The organism is Neorhizobium sp. LMR1-1-1.1, from assembly GCF_040675795.1.
GTDB lineage: Bacteria > Pseudomonadota > Alphaproteobacteria > Rhizobiales > Rhizobiaceae > Neorhizobium > Neorhizobium cellulosilyticum.
Genome location: NZ_JBEGHE010000091.1, coordinates 97,623 through 113,577 on the forward strand (window position 1 = coordinate 97,623; position 15,955 = coordinate 113,577).

A 15,955-nucleotide genomic window follows, 5' to 3' on the forward strand; every position below is an offset into this window, starting at 1 on the left:
AAAAAGCGCCGATCCCGGGGGGGGGCGGCGCTTTCTTCCATGACGTCGATTTCGGTGGCGTCAGGCAGCGATCTTCATTTCGGGCTCGGCGGCGGGACGTTTGTAACGTGACCGCAGCAGGACAAAGAACACGGGAGTGAGGAACAGGCCAAAGAACGTCACGCCCAGCATTCCCGAGAACACGGCGGTGCCCAGCGATTGCCGCAGTTCCGCACCCGGACCTTCGGCGATCATCAGCGGCACGACGCCGAAGATGAACGCGAATGCGGTCATCAGGATGGGGCGCAGCCGCAACTTGCTTGCGTTAATGGCCGCCTCGACGGCCGACGCCCCTTCGTCCTGGGCCTGCCTGGCAAACTCCACGATCAGGATCGCGTTTTTCGCGGCGAGGCCGATCAGCACGATGAGACCGATCTGCACGAGGATATTGTTGTCCAGGCCGCGCAGATGCACGCCGATGAGCGCGGCGAGGATCGCCAAGGGCACGATCAGGATGATAGCCAGCGGCAACGTCCAGCTTTCATACTGCGCGGACAGGGCGAGGAAGACAAAGACCACCGACAGGATGAAGATGTAGGTCGCCGTGTTTCCGGTATTGCGCTCCTGGTAAGACAACTCGGTCCAGTCGAAGCTCGTCCCCGGCGGCAGCACCTTGGCTGCTACCTGCTCCATCGCGTCGAGTGCGCTCCCCGTGGAGGCACCGGGTGCCGCGCTTCCCTGGATCGGAACCGATACGTACATGTTGTATCGCTGCACGAGAGACGGACCCGTTGTATCCTTGATGTCGACCAGGGTGCCCATGGGAACGAGCGCTCCGGTTGCCGATCGCACCTTTAGGGCCAGGATGTCGTCCCTTTCCATCCGGTGGCTCTGTTCCGCCTGCGCCCGCACTTGATAAACTCGGCCGTAAGCGTTGAAATCGTTCACGTAAGAGGTTCCGAGGTTGACCGACAGAGCCTCGAAGATGTTCGGGATGGGAACGTTCAGCGAGCGTGCCTTGTCGCGGTCAATGTCCAGGAAGTATTGCGGGCTGGAGGCGCTGAACGTGGTGAATACACCAGTCAGCCCCTTTGTCTTGTTGGCGGCTCCCATGACCTCGTAGGCGAGCGGGAGGATGCGTTTCATGTCCGAGTTGTCGAGATCCTTGATCTGCATCTTGAAGCCGCCTGAGTTCCCCACGCCGCGGACCGGGGCCGGAGGAATGGCGATGATGAACGCTTCTTCGATCGACTGGAGGTTGGCGTAGAGCTGGCCGATCAGCTTTTCGGCTGACTGCCCCTTCTTGAGGCGCTCTTCGAACGGGTCGAAGGTGGCAAAGATCAGACCCTGGTTCGACGCGTTGGTGAACGTCGCCCCGCTGAATCCGGCGAACGACGCGGTATGGGCAATCCCCGGCATCTTGTTCATGATCGCGGAAGCGCGTTTCACGACGTCATCGGTACGGCCGAGGGAAGCGCCATCCGGAAGCTGGACGACCACCAGTGCGTATTCCTGGTCCATCGTCGGGATGAAGCCCCGCGGCACGATCTGCGTCATGTAGAACGTACCGCCCAGCAGCGCGAGGAATGCCACGATCGAAACCGCCAATCCGAGCGTTGTCTGCACCATGTGGCGGACGATCCAGGAATATCCGTCGCTGAGCCGATCGAAGCCACCGTTGAACTTGTCGGCCGCCCACTGACCGGAGCGGGCGAAGATACCCGTAGATTTGCCGTGCTCGTGGGGGCGCAGCACGATGGCCGCCAGGGCAGGAGACAGCGTGAGCGAATTCAGGGCTGAGATCGCCGTCGCGACGGAGATCGTGACAGCGAACTGCCGATAGAACTGTCCCGTGATCCCCGGAATGAACGCCGTCGGAACGAAAACGGCGATAAGCACCAGGGAAATAGCCACGACGGCGGTACCGACTTCGTCCATCGTCACGTGCGCCGCCTGGCTGGGAGTCAGGCCGTTCCTGAGGTTTCGTTCGACGTTCTCGACGACGACGATGGCGTCGTCCACGACGATGCCGATCGCGAGAACCAGCCCGAAGAGTGAAAGCATGTTCAGCGAGATGCCGAAAGCAAGCAGGAACGCGAGCGTGCCGATGAGCGACACGGGGATCGCGACGATCGGGATAAGCGCCGTGCGCCAGGATTGGAGAAACACGAGAACCACGATGGCGACAAGCACGGCGGCTTCGAAAATCGTCTTGTAGACCTCGTCGATGGACTCCGAGATGAACTTGGTCGGGTCGTAGACGATCTTGTACTCAAGGCCCGGAGGGAAGTTCTTGGCTTCGGTCTCCATGATCTTTCTGACCGCCGCCGCCGCTTCCAGGGCGTTCGTGCCCGGACGGGCAAAGATACCGAGGCCGACCGCCGGGATGCCGTCCAGGTAGCTGTTCGTGACGTAGTTTTTTGCACCGAGTTCGATGCGGGCGACGTCCTGAAGCTGAACGAGACGGCCGCTATCCGTCGACTTGACGATGACATATCGGAACTGGCGGGCATCGCTGAAGCGGCCTTCGGTCCTCACCGTGTATTCGAACGCGTTCGTGCCTGCCGCCGGAGGGCTGCCGATCGAGCCGCCGGAGACCTGGACGTTCTGATCGCGCAATGCCTGCACCACGTCGCCTGACGTCATTCCATACGCGGAAAGCTTCTCGGGATCGAGCCAGATACGGAGGGAGTATTCGCGTTCGCCGAACAGGGTGACGTCCCCTACCCCTTCGAGCCTGACGAGCTGGTCACGGATGCGGTTATGGCCGTAGTTCGAGATGTAGAGCTGGTCATAGCGGCTGTCCGGAGAAAGCAGATGGACGACCATCATGATGTCCGGCGAGCTCTTCACCGTCGTCACGCCGAGACGGCGGACGTCCTCCGGGAGACGGGGCTCCGCGATCGCGACGCGGTTCTGGACGAGGACCTGCGCCTTGTCGAGGTCCGTTCCGAGCTTGAAGGTCACGGTGATCGACATCGCGCCGTCCGCACTCGAGTAGGACGACATGTAGAGCATGTCCTCGACGCCGTTGATTTCCTGCTCGATCGGCGTCGCGACGGTGTCCGCGATGGTCTGAGAATCCGCACCCGGATAGGAGGTGCGCACCACGATCGTGGGCGGCGCGATGTCGGGATACTGAGCGACTGGCAGGTTGAAGTAGGCGATCCCTCCGACGATCAGCAGGACGATCGAAAGGACGGAGGCGAAAATCGGCCGCCTGATGAAAAAGTGCGAGAATCTCATTGGACCGCTCCCAGTACCGGAGCTTCCTGCGGAAGCTGTGTCATCTTGGGCGTTACCTTCTGGCCGGGGCGCACCCGCATGAGGCCGTTGACCACGATCGTTTCATCGCCGCCAAGGCCTTCGCGTATCACCCGGTAACCGTAGAGCTTTGGTCCGGTCCGCACAGCCTTCGTCGTTACCGTTCCGTCTTCTCCGACGATGTAGACGACGCGCTGGTTCTGGTCCGCCGAAAGCGCTTCGTCGGGAACGAGGATCGCCAAGTAGGCCTTCGACGCCCCCACCTCGATCCTGCCGAACAAGCCAGGCTGAAGGACGAAATCCGGATTCGGGAAACGTGCCCGCACCCGCATGGTGCCGGACTGGCTGTCCACCTTGTTCTCGGAGAAGTTCAGCTTTCCGTGGAAAGGCTTCGAGGAACCGTCAGCGATCGTCACGGCGACGTCGAGACCGCCGCCGCCTTCCTGCAGCGACCGTCCGTTCTCGCGTGCGAGCGCCGCGTAGGAGAGCAACCTGCGTTCGTCGACGTCGAAATAGAAATCGATCGGATCCAGCGATACGATCGTCGTCAATTCCGTCTGGTCGGCCTGGACGAGATTTCCGGGGGAGATCATGTGCCTGTCGATCCGCCCGCTCAACGGCGCGGTGATCTGCGTATAGTCGAGGTCCAGTTGAGCGCGGTCCGCGCTCGCTTTCGCGCCACGCACATTGGCCTGCGCCGATATCCATTCCCGTCGGCGGTCGTCCAGTATCGAAATCGACTGGCTGCCGTTGGTGGACAACGTTTCCGCGCGGTGGAACTGGGCCTCGGCGTAAGTGAGGGTGGATTTCGCGACCTCGAGGGCGGAAGTCGCTTCCTCGAGCGCTGTCTTGAAAGGTCTCTGGTCGATCACGAACAGCGGGTCCCCGCTCTTGACGAGAGAACCGTCCGTGAACTGAACCTTGTCGAGATAGCCTCCGACCCTCGCGCGAACGAGAACCTCCTCCACGGCCTGGAACCTGCCGATGAAGTCGTCCTGCTCCGTGACCTCGCGGACCAGCGGCTTGGCGACGGTGACGGGCGGGGGCGCTGACATATCCTGTCCCAGCGTCGCCGTAGCGGAATACAATGTGGCCAACGTCGCGAAGATGGCTGACTGCACATGCTTCCGCGAGCTGGCGGGTAGGTGGGGTTTCATGGTCGGAGCCTTGTCTCTCGAGGTATTTCCAGGGAGACACTCTGTCCGCGGACCCGGCGCGGCTATTGTAACTTACGGCCCTCGCGCGGTCCGGAGTTCAGCGCTTTTGGACAATCCTATCCCCTCGAACCACCCCCGCATGCGCGTCGCCATTTCATACAATAACAGCCGCACCGACGGTCATAGCCTCCCTCTCATCAACGCCTCCAGAAAGGAGAAAACCGATGAGAGACAGCTATCCACCCGCCCCGGCCAGCTACGGCACGGGCCCCGTGATCCTTTTCATCCTCTGCTTGATGGTCTGTATGCTCGGATATCTCGTCGCTTTTGGCGAGGCCTTCCGGGCAAGCCCGACACCTCGGGTCTACATCGCCGACATGCCCGAACTCTACGGGAAGCCCGTCGCCAAGCGCTGACGTCATCCGTCGCGATTCATCACATAAAAAGGAGAGGTACGTTGGCGGAAGCTGATGACAAAACACTCAAGCTGCAGGTCGCAAATGCGCAGCCCCAGGACGCCGGATACGGTCTTGCCCGGTTTCCGCGCAATACGATGGCTTCGCTCGGCATAACGGAAGGCCAGATCGTCGAACTGGTCGGCAAACGGCACACGGCCGCCATCGCCGTGGACTCGTATCAGGAGGACGAAGGCCTCGCCATCGTCCGCCTCGACGGCCTCCAGCGCGTCAATGCCGGAGCGACAAGCGGCGATTACATCGAGGTGAAGAAGGCGGACGTGAAACCCGCGACCCGCGTCGTGCTAGCGCCCGCGCAGAAGAACCTCAGGCTACAGGGCTCCGGCGAAGCGTTGCGGCGAACCTTCTACCAGCGCCCGATGGTCGCCGGGGATGTGATCTCCACCTCCGTCCAGCAGCGTGCGCGGTCGGGCGACCCCCGGATGAGCGCCGCCATGCGGGGCTTTGCGGAACTGCCGTCCTACGGTCTTCAGGAAATCCGCCTGGTCGTGGTGTCCACCCAGCCCCGCGGCATCGTCCAGATGACGGAAACGACGGAAGTCGAACTCCGGCCCCAGTTCGAGGAGCCCAAGGACGCAAGGCGCGCGGACGTCACTTATGACGATATCGGCGGGCTCGGCAACGCGGTCGAGCAGGTCCGAGAAATGGTGGAGCTTCCCCTGAGGCATCCGGAACTCTTCCAGCGCCTTGGCATCGATCCCCCCAAGGGCGTGCTCCTCCACGGTCCGCCGGGCACTGGCAAGACGCTGCTGGCCCGCGCCGTCGCGAACGAGACGGAGGCAAGCTTCTACCATATTGCCGGACCCGAGATCATGGGCAGCCAATACGGTGAGTCGGAGAAGCGCCTGCGCCAGATATTCCAGGAAGCGTCGCAGAATGCCCCGGCGATCATCTTCGTGGATGAGATCGACTCGATCGCACCCAAGAGGGAAAACGTCACTGGAGAAGTCGAACGTCGGATCGTCGCTCAGTTGCTGACGCTCATGGACGGCCTCGAGCCACGCCAGAACATTGTGGTCATCGGCGCGACCAACCGCCGTGACGCGATCGACGAGGCCCTGCGGCGTCCTGGTCGCTTCGACCGTGAAATCGTCATCGGCGTCCCCGACCAGAAAGGGCGACAGGAAGTCCTCGCCATCCACACCCGCGGCATGCCTCTGGCCGAAGACGTGAACATGGAGGAGATCGCGAGGACGACCTACGGCTTCGTCGGTGCCGACCTCGGTGCTCTCGCCCGCGAAGCGGCGATGGATTCCCTGAGGCGTATTCTGCCGGACATCAATCTGCGGGAAGGCATTCCGCCCGCCGTCCTCGAAAACCTCAGCGTCGGGCAGGCCGATTTTCTGAGCGCACTTAAACGAATCCAGCCTTCGGCTCTCCGCGAGATCATGATCCAGGCTCCGAACGTCACATGGGACGACATCGGCGGGCTGGACGACGCCCAGATGCGGCTCAAGGAGGGTGTCGAGCTTCCCCTCAAGTCGCCCCAGTCCTTCAAGCGTCTCGGCATTCGCCCTGCCAAGGGCTTCCTGCTCTTCGGGCCACCCGGAACCGGGAAAACCCTCCTGGCAAAGGCCGTCGCGCGGGAGGCCGAAGCAAACTTCATCGCGACGAAATCCTCCGATCTCCTCTCGAAGTGGTACGGCGAGTCCGAACAGCAGGTATCCCGCCTGTTCGAACGCGCGCGTCAGGTCGCGCCGACGGTTCTGTTCATCGACGAGATCGACTCGCTGGCTCCTGCCCGCGGAGGCGGTCTCGGGGAACCAGCGGTGACGGAGCGCGTGGTGAACACCATTCTCGCCGAGATGGACGGCCTCGAAGAGCTTCAGGGCGTGGTCGTCCTGGCCGCGACGAACAGGCCGACCCTTCTCGATCCCGCGCTTCTCCGGCCGGGTCGCTTCGATGAGCTCGTCTACGTTCCCGTCCCGGAAGCAAAGGGGCGTCGGAAAATCCTCGGCATCCACACCAAGGGAATGCCCCTCGCCGCTGACGTCGACCTCGACGCTCTCGCGGAGCGCACAGAGCGCTTTACGGGGGCCGACCTCGAGGATTTGACGAGACGAGCCGGACTTCTGGCCTTGCGTTCCAACATCGACGTGGCCGAGGTCCGTGCCGATGATTTCGAACGGGCATTCCACGAGACGCGCCCGTCGGTGACTCCGGAAGTCGAGCGCGAATACGAGGACATGGTGAAGACGCTAAGGCAGGAGGCCCCTACCCGGCAAGGCATCGGTTTTGTCCAGCTGAGGCAGGGCAGCTAAGTCAGGATCGACATCCGCCGCCAGGAGTGCCTGTCTCCTCTCCCGGCTGCGGATGTCGCCCGCTTCTCTCGCCAGCTGGATTGAATTCACGGGTCTAAACTGTGCTGATCACGGTGACCTGCCGCCTTGGGCGGCCTACCCGTTTCAAAGTTCTATTTCGAGGGTTCCCGGCTCCGCAGCATCCGGAAATACCGCCTGGTACTTCCATTTTGCTTCCAACAGCCCGTTCCTCCACGCTTTGGCATGGGGGCCGAGATAATTGAAATACAGCGATTTCTGTCGCTCCGGATCGTTCACCAGGATGCGGGCGACAGTCTCCGGGTGCGGGTGCCCGTGACTGCGCGACCCATCCGTCGAGAAGGCGAACCTCTGGCAGTCGATCATCTTAAAGAAGTTCGGAGATGTGTTCTTTCTCGAACCGTGATGAGAAACTTTGAGCAAATCGACCTTAAACCGACCGCCTTCCGCCTCTGCAAAGGGTCGTAACCGTTGCTCAATGACCTCGGAATTCGCGTCTGCCGTCAACATCACGCGCTTGCCACAGAACTCGACCACGAAGGCAATGGACGTAACATTCGCCTCCTTGTCGTCCGGCTCGAAAGGAACGGAGGCCAGCTCCTCGACGTCGGGGAGCGTTCCGAAAACCTCGAATGCGAGGCCGCCGTCGTCGACCTCATCGTCGGGATCGAACGTCCGCAGGCCTGCATCCTCTAGGGCCGCTTCCCATATCGGGTACATCTTTGCCAGGCTTCTGTCGTCAGGTGAAAGAAGAAGTAATTTCATTCCGCCACCCAGTTCCATCCACCCGGAGGCCTCGGGGCTATCCGTCGAGACCACCCGGCTTTCGAACTCGGCGTTACGTGGCCATTTGAAGTCGGAGATCCCTTTGGAAAGCTTCTCGCCCTCGACCGGACTAAAGGGCTCGAACCTTCCGCGGTCCATCGCCCGCTCGAGTTGTTGAAGGGCGTTGAACCAGACGCGGCGAGGCTGGAAGGGCGGCGTCTTTTCACGTACCATTTGCACCGCGCCGGCGATGTGATCGGAGTCGACGTGACTGATGGTCAAAAGCTCGATGTTTTCGAGATCGCTGATAACCTGCCGCACCGCTCTCCAGGTGGGGCCCCGGCCGAGATCCACGATAGCATTCGAAAGCTCCTTCCCTTCTCCCCAGGTCAGAACCAGACAATCGCCGTCGGTGGCGGGATACATCGTCAGTTTCAACATTTCCGGCACCCTTTGTGTTCGCCCGTTTGTGAATCGATCAACCCCAAGGGACGTGAATAACCGTGAACGGCTGGGTTACGTCGACGGCTGCGGCGGCGGGAGAGATCAGATCGAGCGTTTCCCGATCTCCCAACTGCGAGAGGCTCAAGGTCAGAAGGCGAAATGTCGCCGAGAAGTATGGAAGTCCCTGATCGATCGAACGCCTCAGCCAATGGCTCGCCGGGTCGCCCTGCCCTCGCTGAAGGCATCGATAGCCATAGATGGCCGCCGCGTCGGGCAGATTCGGAAACCAGTTCGCGAGATTTTCAAGCCACGCATCCCACCGTTCGTCGCGGAGCTCGACGACATTGGAGACGAGAATGATACCTCCGAGCACTGCTACAAGCGGATCCTGGAGCTTGCCCTGCAATGCGTACTCCGGAAGGCTTTTGGCAGGCCCGATGGCATCGTCCTGCATAAGGCTGTCGACCACTCGGGAGGCTTCGAACATACGGCCTTGAGTTACGAATTCGAGCAACGCCCCCCACTTGGTGTCCTGCACGTCCAGAACGGTCGTCGGCCCGACGTGGGATCGACTTTGCCGGAGCGTGAATTCGACGCTGCGGTCGGAATCGTCGACAAGCGGAAACCAGAGCCACGGAATCGACACGAGATCTCGCCCATTCCTTCCAAAGGAGTTTTGCCATCGAGTGGGAACAATCCCGTCATTCTGTTGCCCACGAAGACTGAAATACAGATTGTTAAGTTCACCCACAGTCGGTGCGTCGATCCTAGCCGAATCTGAAAAGCGCGGGACAGTGAAACCATACTCGACAGATGGCGAAGCGGCAGCCCGATCGAGTGGCCGAAGTAAATTGGTGTGGGAAAAGTTTGAAAAAGTTGGTGCGTCGATCGCGCGGATCGCCAGCTGATTGAAGTAATTGAAGACCCGGCCATAGCTTATAAGATCCGTAGCACTCGCGATCTCGTTCCGCCCCACTTCCGGGGCATCATTTCCGTTCGGAAGCTTTGGGGTTTCCAACCACGAATTTGACAGCCGCGGGAGCTCGACTATTGACGCGTAGTCCAGCTCTCGTCTGCGATGTCTGATCCGCATCGTGACCTTCATAGCCTCTTGCAACGCTATTTCCTTCCAATCCGTGCCATAGGGAGATCGGACGGCGATCTCGTAGACGCCCGGATCTTCAAAAGAGAATACGCTGTAGGACGGCAAGTCGCCCGAAATGTCGATCACCTTGGTCCGTGGTTGGGGACTCCTGACTTTCTCGCCCGCCAAATTGGCTATCTGGGTGATAGTTACGATCGCGCCACGCTGGAGAGCGTCCTTTTTCGACTCCGCAACCACTCCAATTTCCAACTGGATCATGGGGTCACCTCAAGTTTGACATAGGCGACGGGTCGCGTGACGGTCCGCTGAGTTGACAATATCCGAGGCGGTCGGCTCGCCGCTTCTCCTGCGAATTCCCATTTCCCGAACTCTACTTCGAATACGCAACAACGATACGGGTCGTCGCGGGACGAGGCACGTTCCTGCGCGGCGAGGGTCGTGTTGTTGATGCAGGAAGCCGTGAAGACTGCATTGGGCCAAGGTACCGAAGAGTCGATCGTCACTACCGATCGAGCCAATTGCGGATCGGCGATCTGATTGAACTCGAAGATGGCGGCGTTCATCGCCGTCGGCACAGTGCGACCGAGCATGTCGGCGTGAAGGCGGCATGACACGAGACGCTCGATCGCGTTCAAGATAAGCCCCGTCGTGCTTGTCCACTGCCCAGTGGCGTCATCGAAGCCGGCGTACCTGACAGCATCGAGGAAACACGATGTGAAGACACTGACCTCATCGGGTAAGCCGAACGCCCTCTGCCCGTCGATCGATGGAAAGATGACACATTGCCTGGCAACCGATTCAAAATTGGGCGCGATCGACAGAGCCCTGCCGCCGATCCGTGCCTCGTCCTTGTAAAGGGAATCCGCCCGTGTCCGGCAGCAGTCGACGATGAACATCTGTTTCTTAGGCCGGGCGTTCCGCAGGGTTCCCAGCAGCGCGTCGATATCGATCGCTGGCTCATAGGCGTTGTCATCGTTGCCGAAATCGGACAACAAAGCAGCGGCCTTTTGACCTAGCGAGATCCCGTGGCCACAGAAATAGAACACGATCATGTTGTCGGGATGGCCTTGGAACGCATCTTTCCAGTCGGCTAGGCAAAGACGGAGGTTTTCCCAGTCGGCTTCCGGCAGTTCCCTCTCGCCGTCAGATGCGGCGAATTTAACCGGTGTCTCGGCAGAAACGAGCATCGTCACGGTCCCCAACGGATGATCAGGGTGGTCGAACTCTCTCGTAAACCATTCAGCTACTGCGACCGCGGACTTCGGTGGAGAGGTCAACCTAGCGAGACTGCTGCCGACTGCTGTCGGATTCCTTCCATCTTCACCATGAATATAGCTGCCCACCCCGACTATCAGGACGTGGGTGCGAGGGTTGTCAGTTACTCCGTCGTCATAAACCCTGGCCGCCTCTAGCCTCATCTATTGACCATTCCCCTAGCTGCGTCAGACGGCACTTCAATCCCGCGTGTAAGTAACTTCAAAGTTGTGCATAAACTTCATGAAATCGGACCATTTCGCAAGCAAAGACCGTGCGTCTTCACGAAATAGTCTGCGTAGTCTCGCCCCCAGAACCGGGTGCCTCTTGTGTGAGGATATAGCGCTCCGCTCCCACATCTATTTCGCCGCTTTGTAAGCACGACAACCGCGGAAAGGGCTCGTCGATTGCCTCCGCTCCCATTGACCTGTGCTTGTTTTCGACGGTTGATCCGCTTGACGGGGATGTATTGGACAATCTGGGGGCACAGTGGTCGCTATTGTGAGACTCCACCGGGCAGTCCACATTTGCAGGATTCACGGTCAAAGCAATAGCAGCGGTCTCACACGGCCCTTTCCGGAGAACCTCCATGAAGATCACCTATCACGTCGGCCAGCATGACGGAGGCTACGCCTATCGTCTCGACAACGTCTGGTCCGAACCGTTCGCAACGCACAGACAGGCGCTCAAGGCGGCCAAGGCTGCGGCGGAGCGCCAGCATCTTGAGGGTCGCGACGCCGAGATCACCTACCAGGCCGCGGATGGTACCTGGCGAAGCGAACACGCTCTGGGCGGCGACAGGCCGGAGACGGCAGTGGTGGACGACGGCTAGGAGATATCTGATCATTGGCATCCAACAACCAAGCACGACAGCGCAAGACCGAAAATCAGGTATGAAACTCACGGCAAAAATGGCGCAGGAGCGGACATTGGCGCTGCCCCTAGAACTCGTGCGCCTCTGAGCCGCCCTGCTACCAGATTGCTTGAGCATTTGTTCGGCTGCTGAACCTGGAGGATATGGAGACGGCGGCGGAGACGATGTCTCGCCGCCGTTCCTCTTGAGCACACATAATAGAGGCTAAATGCCAGAAAGAACTCCGATGTCGCCGGAGCGCCAGATATTATCGACCGTGTTGCGGGTGATGACCCAGATGTCGCCGCTCTTCTTTAGTTCGACGTCGTAGCGGTTCTTCATCAGGTAGTAGCGCGAGGGGTCGCTGCGCGGAACGTGCTGAGCCTCGACCAGAACATCCATGCGTGCCGTGTCACCGTCGATCGTCACCCGCGGATTGCTGACGGAATGCGTGGTGTCCAGGGCGGCGAGCGATGTCGTTAGCGCCGAGACGATGACATCCCGGCCCTCGATGACCGGATATTCGAAACCGGCCTTGGCCGCCGCCGGACGGAAGTCGGAGACGGCATTTTCCGCCAGCGATGAGGCAAGGAGGTTGCTGTCGCGACGATCGATGCCGGCGGCGAAGCGGTAGAGGGCCTCGACGACGGCTAGGCTGTCTGCCGCGCCCTGTGCGAACGATGGCGAAATGGTCATGAACTTACCCCTTGTTGCGCCGGAGGCCTGCGGAATGCACGCCTTTCCCGGCATCGGCGCTGTGCGCCGATGGTTATGGTTTGATAGGACTGCTGGTTGATGAGTTACTCGAGATCGGCGTCGATGCACTCGATCAGACCGTCGCGGTTGATCGCGACCTTCAAGATGCCGATCTCGTGTCCGAAGTCGCCGGTGAAATCGAGCCGGACATACGATTGGACGCTGTCCAGTTCTTCGATGGACAGCATTTTGCTCGCGGTGTTGTAACCGACGAAGAACCGCTCAAGGTATTGACGGACACCATCGCGACCGACGAACGTGTCGCCAACCGAAACATCGTCGATGACGGCGTCGGGTGCGAACAGCGACAGCGCCCCTTCGACATCGAAAGCATTGGCGGTCGCGATGAAGGATTCAACGAGCTTCTGCATAGTGCCGGCTTCCTTAGGCATCGACGATCGTCGTGTCGGCGACGGTCTGGGCGAAGCCGTTTCCAAACAGGGCCGCCGGCGTCTGGAAGCCGGGACGGAATTCGCCACCCAGCACACGCCGGCCGGCCTCGGCCGCCGCCATTGCCGTGAAGGTGTAGCCGTTGACCGTATCGAGGATGGAACGGCTGGCCACGCCGTCGGCATCGGTAACTTCGACGGCCGCCTGGTAACGGTTCGCAAGCCGATCCTCTTCACTCGGGCCGTCCGGGAGGAGAAACAGATCACCCCGCGGGAAACCATCGCCGGTGACATGTACAAAAGTCTCGATGTCGGGAATGCCTGTCGCCCGCCAGATGGTGACGAGATCGGGCAACGTCACCGGGAAGCAATCGACCGCACCCTTGCCGAAATCGAACTTCCGGATGCCGTCGGCGGCAATGGCGACAAGCTCGCCGTCCACCCGCGCTAGGGTCCCGACGGTGACGTTCTCGCTGGCGCTGATCGCCGATCCGCGTGACAGTCCGCCCGCCACATGCAGCGCGATCCTGATCTTGCAAGGGTCTTTCACACGCGACACCGCATGTCCCGCGAGACTGCCGAGCATGGCGACGCTTCCGCCGCCACCCGGCATGAGCATGACACCTGCAGCCTTCGCTTTGTCGTCCAAACTCTCGGCCAGACGATAGCTGTCGAGTTCGGCCGCGGTGTCGAGATAGTGCACACCGTTGCGGATAGCCGCATTCATCAGGGCATCGGCAGTACGCATAAACGGGCCGGCGCAGTTCAGGAGGACGGAGATGCCGGCCAGACCGGCATCGATCGCTGCAGCATCGTCGAGACCAAAGACGCGGTATTCGACGCCGAGTTCTGCGGAAAGCTTAGAAAGGGTCGCTTCGTTGCGACCGGCGAGAACAAGCGGCGTGCCTGCTTTCTTCGCATGCTCCGCAGCCATACGGCCGGTATAGCCGGATGCGCCGTAGATCATCAGTTTTGTCATGTCAGTGCTGCCATTCCTTGTAGACGAATTCGAGGCTGTAGCCGTCCGGATCGCGGACCTGGGCGGCGTAATAGCGGGGGTCGTAGTGGAGCTGTGCTCCCGGCGGATGGATTTTTGACGCTCCCGCAGCGATAGCTGCAGCGAAGGCGGCGTCGACCTGGGAGGTGCCATCGGCGACGAAGCCGACATGGGCTGCGCGGCCTTCGACCACGCCTTCGCGGAGCCAAAAGAATACCCGGCCGTTCGCGCCGAACCCCTTCAGATCAGGATGACCGGGAGGGCCATCCTTTCCCTCGTAGTCATGGGCGTGAACGATGCCGAGAGGGGCCAGTGCCGCTTCGTAGAAGGTGATCGAGCGATCGATGTCGCTGACGGAAATGAAGACATGGTCGAGCATATTGCTCTCCTTCGTTCAGATGATGTAGCCGCCCGTGACCTCGATGTTCTGGGCGTTGATCCAGCGGTTCTCGGAAGACAGAAGGCTGGCGACGACGCCACCGATCTCTTCAGGCTCGCCAACGCGGCCGAGTGCCGTCTGGCCTGCAAGCATCGCCTCGAACTCGTCGTTCAGGCCGCCGCCGAGTTCCGTGCGGATCGCGCCGGGGGCGATCGAGTTCGCCCGGATGCCTCGTTCACCGAACTCCTTGGCCATGTAGCGGGTCAGGACCTCAAGACCACCCTTGAAGGAGGCATAGGGCGCGACGCCTGCAGTCGCCACGCGCGTCGTTGCACTGGTGATGTTGATAATCTGGCCGCCGTCGGCCATCAGCGGCAGCAGGATCTGGGTCAGGAAGAACGGCCCCTTGAGATGGACGTTGAACAGCCCGGTGAACTGTTCCTCCGTAACAGTCGCGATCGGATTGAAGAGGCCGTATCCGGCATTGTTGACGAGATAATCGAAGTCGCCTCGGCCGAAGATAGACTGCAGTTTCGATGCAACCGCATCCCGGAAGGCCGGAAACGAGCCGATGTCGCCGACGTCGAGTTTTAGGGCAACGGCCTGACCGCCGATCTCCATGATCGTCTTCACGACATCGTCCGCTTTCGCCGGGTTGCTGTTGTAGGTCACGACGACGCCCATTCCTTTAGCCGCGCATTCGATGGCAGTGCTGGCTCCAAGACCCCGGCTTCCTCCGGTGACGATGACGATCTTCATGGCTGTTTCCTTGGCTGTTTGCTGTGCCCTGAAGCTAGGCCTGTGCCGTCTCGCCCGCTCACCTATTCCTCTCCGAAGCTTGCCTATTTCTGCTTCCCCGTTGCGGAGGCGATCCTGACATGCCACGGTCACCTTCATGGAAAAACAACTTGAGGAGCTGCGCGCTCTGGCATCGGGGGCGGAAAACCGCCGCACGGAAACGGGAATTCCACGCGTCGCGATGGTGCAGGGCGAGATCCCGGAGCATCGGCTTTCGGCCGTCTATGAGCCGATGATCAACCTGATCCTGACCGGGTCGAAGACGATGACGGTCGGCGACCGGGCATTCGCCTACGATCCGGCGACGTATTTCGTCATGTCGATCGACCTTCCGGCGGTGGGGTCGGTTCACCCTTCGGTGGCGGGAGAACCCTACCTCGCGGTCAGCCTGACGCTCCACCCACCGACGGTCGCCGCCCTTATCAGCGATCTGCCCGTGCAGGTGTGCAGCAAGCTGTTCGGCTCCGGTTTTTCCGTCGCGCCGGTCAACGAGGAATTCCTCGACGCCTGGGTGCGGATGCTCCGGCTGATGGACCGTCCGGACGAAATCGCCGTGCTTGCACCGGCCTACGAACGTGAGATCCTCTTCAGGGTGTTGCAGGGCCCGCTGGGCTGGATGCTGCGGGACATTGCAGCGCCCGATGCGGCACTGTCGCGGATCGGCGTTGCGATCCAGTGGATTCGAGAAAACTTTGCCAAGCCCCTGAGGGTCGAGGCTCTCGCGGAGATGGCAGCATTGAGCGTATCGGCGTTCCATCGACACTTCAAGGCAATCACGGCGCTCAGCCGGATCCAATACCAGAAGCAGGTCCGGCTACTGCATGCGCGCAGGCTTTTGATGGCTGGTGAAGGAACGGCAACGTCGGTCGCCTTCGGCGTTGGTTATGAAAGCCCGAACCAGTTCAGCCGGGAATACGCAAGGCAGTTCGGGCTACCACCCTCGAAGGATGTCTTGCGCCTTCGGGGCGTGCCTGCGTAACGGGATGCTTTCCTCCAACCACCTCATCCGATCGAATGCCGCCATGTCGCTGAAGCGCCAGATGCGGACATTCCTCGAAGC

Annotated in this window: 14 protein-coding genes; 4 read left to right on the forward strand and 10 right to left on the reverse strand. The window is 60.8% G+C overall.

Going from position 1 to position 15,955, the window contains the following annotated elements; all coding sequences use genetic code 11:
- Positions 1-60: 60 nt before the first annotated feature.
- Entirely contained in the window at positions 61-3,225 is a 3,165-nt protein-coding gene (locus MRBLMR1_RS29575; RefSeq protein WP_500067160.1) for an efflux RND transporter permease subunit, read from the reverse strand.
- Positions 3,222-4,400 carry an efflux RND transporter periplasmic adaptor subunit gene (locus tag MRBLMR1_RS29580; RefSeq protein ID WP_500067161.1) on the reverse strand — a complete coding sequence of 393 codons (1,179 nt, stop codon included), beginning with the start codon at positions 4,398-4,400 and terminating at the stop codon, positions 3,222-3,224. The genes MRBLMR1_RS29575 and MRBLMR1_RS29580 overlap by 4 nt, the downstream gene beginning before the upstream one ends.
- Positions 4,401-4,624: 224 nt before the next feature.
- Here MRBLMR1_RS29580 and MRBLMR1_RS29585 point away from each other — a divergent pair, with 224 nt between their 5' ends.
- Both MRBLMR1_RS29585 and MRBLMR1_RS29590 read left to right on the forward strand, forming a co-directional pair.
- Positions 4,625-4,816, forward strand: coding sequence for a hypothetical protein (locus tag MRBLMR1_RS29585; protein WP_500067162.1), 192 nt, complete (start codon positions 4,625-4,627; stop codon positions 4,814-4,816).
- Between the two features lie 41 nt (positions 4,817-4,857).
- Positions 4,858-7,137, forward strand: a complete 2,280-nt coding sequence (locus tag MRBLMR1_RS29590; protein ID WP_500067163.1) for a CDC48 family AAA ATPase — start codon at positions 4,858-4,860, stop codon at positions 7,135-7,137.
- Between the two features lie 144 nt (positions 7,138-7,281).
- Here the strand turns inward: MRBLMR1_RS29590 and MRBLMR1_RS29595 are convergent, their stop codons facing one another.
- The 3 genes from MRBLMR1_RS29595 to MRBLMR1_RS29605 are packed head-to-tail and all read right to left on the reverse strand — an operon-like array spanning position 7,282 to position 10,812.
- Positions 7,282-8,361, reverse strand: a complete 1,080-nt coding sequence (locus MRBLMR1_RS29595) for a ComEC/Rec2 family competence protein (RefSeq protein ID WP_500067164.1) — start codon at positions 8,359-8,361, stop codon at positions 7,282-7,284.
- Positions 8,362-8,398: 37 nt separating this feature from the next.
- On the reverse strand, positions 8,399-9,727 hold the full coding sequence (locus MRBLMR1_RS29600) for a hypothetical protein (protein ID WP_500067165.1): 1,329 nt from the start codon (positions 9,725-9,727) through the stop codon (positions 8,399-8,401).
- Complete coding sequence (locus MRBLMR1_RS29605; RefSeq protein WP_500067166.1) at positions 9,724-10,812, reverse strand: caspase family protein; 1,089 nt, start codon at positions 10,810-10,812, stop codon at positions 9,724-9,726. Before MRBLMR1_RS29605 ends, MRBLMR1_RS29600 begins: the two co-directional genes overlap by 4 nt.
- 500 nt (positions 10,813-11,312) lie before the next feature.
- Here MRBLMR1_RS29605 and MRBLMR1_RS29610 point away from each other — a divergent pair, with 500 nt between their 5' ends.
- Positions 11,313-11,555: a DUF2188 domain-containing protein gene (locus MRBLMR1_RS29610; protein ID WP_500067167.1), complete on the forward strand. Its 243-nt coding sequence runs from the start codon at positions 11,313-11,315 to the stop codon at positions 11,553-11,555.
- A 246-nt stretch (positions 11,556-11,801) separates the two neighbouring features.
- On the opposite strand, the gene MRBLMR1_RS29615 is transcribed toward MRBLMR1_RS29610, so the two are convergent.
- The 5 genes from MRBLMR1_RS29615 to MRBLMR1_RS29635 all read right to left on the reverse strand — a co-directional run bounded on the left by MRBLMR1_RS29615 (position 11,802) and on the right by MRBLMR1_RS29635 (position 14,856).
- Entirely contained in the window at positions 11,802-12,272 is a 471-nt protein-coding gene (locus MRBLMR1_RS29615) for a nuclear transport factor 2 family protein (protein WP_500067168.1), read from the reverse strand.
- A 104-nt stretch (positions 12,273-12,376) separates the two neighbouring features.
- On the reverse strand, positions 12,377-12,703 hold the full coding sequence (locus tag MRBLMR1_RS29620; protein WP_500067169.1) for a YybH family protein: 327 nt from the start codon (positions 12,701-12,703) through the stop codon (positions 12,377-12,379).
- 13 nt (positions 12,704-12,716) lie between these two features.
- Positions 12,717-13,700, reverse strand: coding sequence for a saccharopine dehydrogenase family protein (locus tag MRBLMR1_RS29625; RefSeq protein ID WP_500067170.1), 984 nt, complete (start codon positions 13,698-13,700; stop codon positions 12,717-12,719).
- A gap of 1 nt (position 13,701) precedes the next feature.
- Positions 13,702-14,097 carry a VOC family protein gene (locus MRBLMR1_RS29630; RefSeq protein ID WP_500067171.1) on the reverse strand — a complete coding sequence of 132 codons (396 nt, stop codon included), beginning with the start codon at positions 14,095-14,097 and terminating at the stop codon, positions 13,702-13,704.
- A 15-nt stretch (positions 14,098-14,112) separates the two neighbouring features.
- Positions 14,113-14,856, reverse strand: a complete 744-nt coding sequence (locus MRBLMR1_RS29635) for an SDR family NAD(P)-dependent oxidoreductase (protein ID WP_500067172.1) — start codon at positions 14,854-14,856, stop codon at positions 14,113-14,115.
- A 136-nt stretch (positions 14,857-14,992) separates the two neighbouring features.
- On the opposite strand from MRBLMR1_RS29635, the gene MRBLMR1_RS29640 reads away from it, so the two are divergent.
- Positions 14,993-15,874: an AraC family transcriptional regulator gene (locus MRBLMR1_RS29640; RefSeq protein ID WP_500067173.1), complete on the forward strand. Its 882-nt coding sequence runs from the start codon at positions 14,993-14,995 to the stop codon at positions 15,872-15,874.
- Positions 15,875-15,955: the final 81 nt, after the last annotated feature.

Coding starts and splice junctions, on each gene's coding strand:
- MRBLMR1_RS29575 (WP_500067160.1), bottom strand. CDS start 3,225: ATGAGATTCTCGCACTTTTTCATCAGGCGGCCGATTTTCGCCTCCGTC.
- MRBLMR1_RS29580 (WP_500067161.1), bottom strand. CDS start 4,400: ATGAAACCCCACCTACCCGCCAGCTCGCGGAAGCATGTGCAGTCAGCC.
- MRBLMR1_RS29585 (WP_500067162.1), top strand. CDS start 4,625: ATGAGAGACAGCTATCCACCCGCCCCGGCCAGCTACGGCACGGGCCCC.
- MRBLMR1_RS29595 (WP_500067164.1), bottom strand. CDS start 8,361: ATGTTGAAACTGACGATGTATCCCGCCACCGACGGCGATTGTCTGGTT.
- MRBLMR1_RS29600 (WP_500067165.1), bottom strand. CDS start 9,727: ATGATCCAGTTGGAAATTGGAGTGGTTGCGGAGTCGAAAAAGGACGCT.
- MRBLMR1_RS29610 (WP_500067167.1), top strand. CDS start 11,313: ATGAAGATCACCTATCACGTCGGCCAGCATGACGGAGGCTACGCCTAT.
- MRBLMR1_RS29615 (WP_500067168.1), bottom strand. CDS start 12,272: ATGACCATTTCGCCATCGTTCGCACAGGGCGCGGCAGACAGCCTAGCC.
- MRBLMR1_RS29620 (WP_500067169.1), bottom strand. CDS start 12,703: ATGCAGAAGCTCGTTGAATCCTTCATCGCGACCGCCAATGCTTTCGAT.
- MRBLMR1_RS29625 (WP_500067170.1), bottom strand. CDS start 13,700: ATGACAAAACTGATGATCTACGGCGCATCCGGCTATACCGGCCGTATG.
- MRBLMR1_RS29630 (WP_500067171.1), bottom strand. CDS start 14,097: ATGCTCGACCATGTCTTCATTTCCGTCAGCGACATCGATCGCTCGATC.
- MRBLMR1_RS29635 (WP_500067172.1), bottom strand. CDS start 14,856: ATGAAGATCGTCATCGTCACCGGAGGAAGCCGGGGTCTTGGAGCCAGC.
- MRBLMR1_RS29640 (WP_500067173.1), top strand. CDS start 14,993: ATGGAAAAACAACTTGAGGAGCTGCGCGCTCTGGCATCGGGGGCGGAA.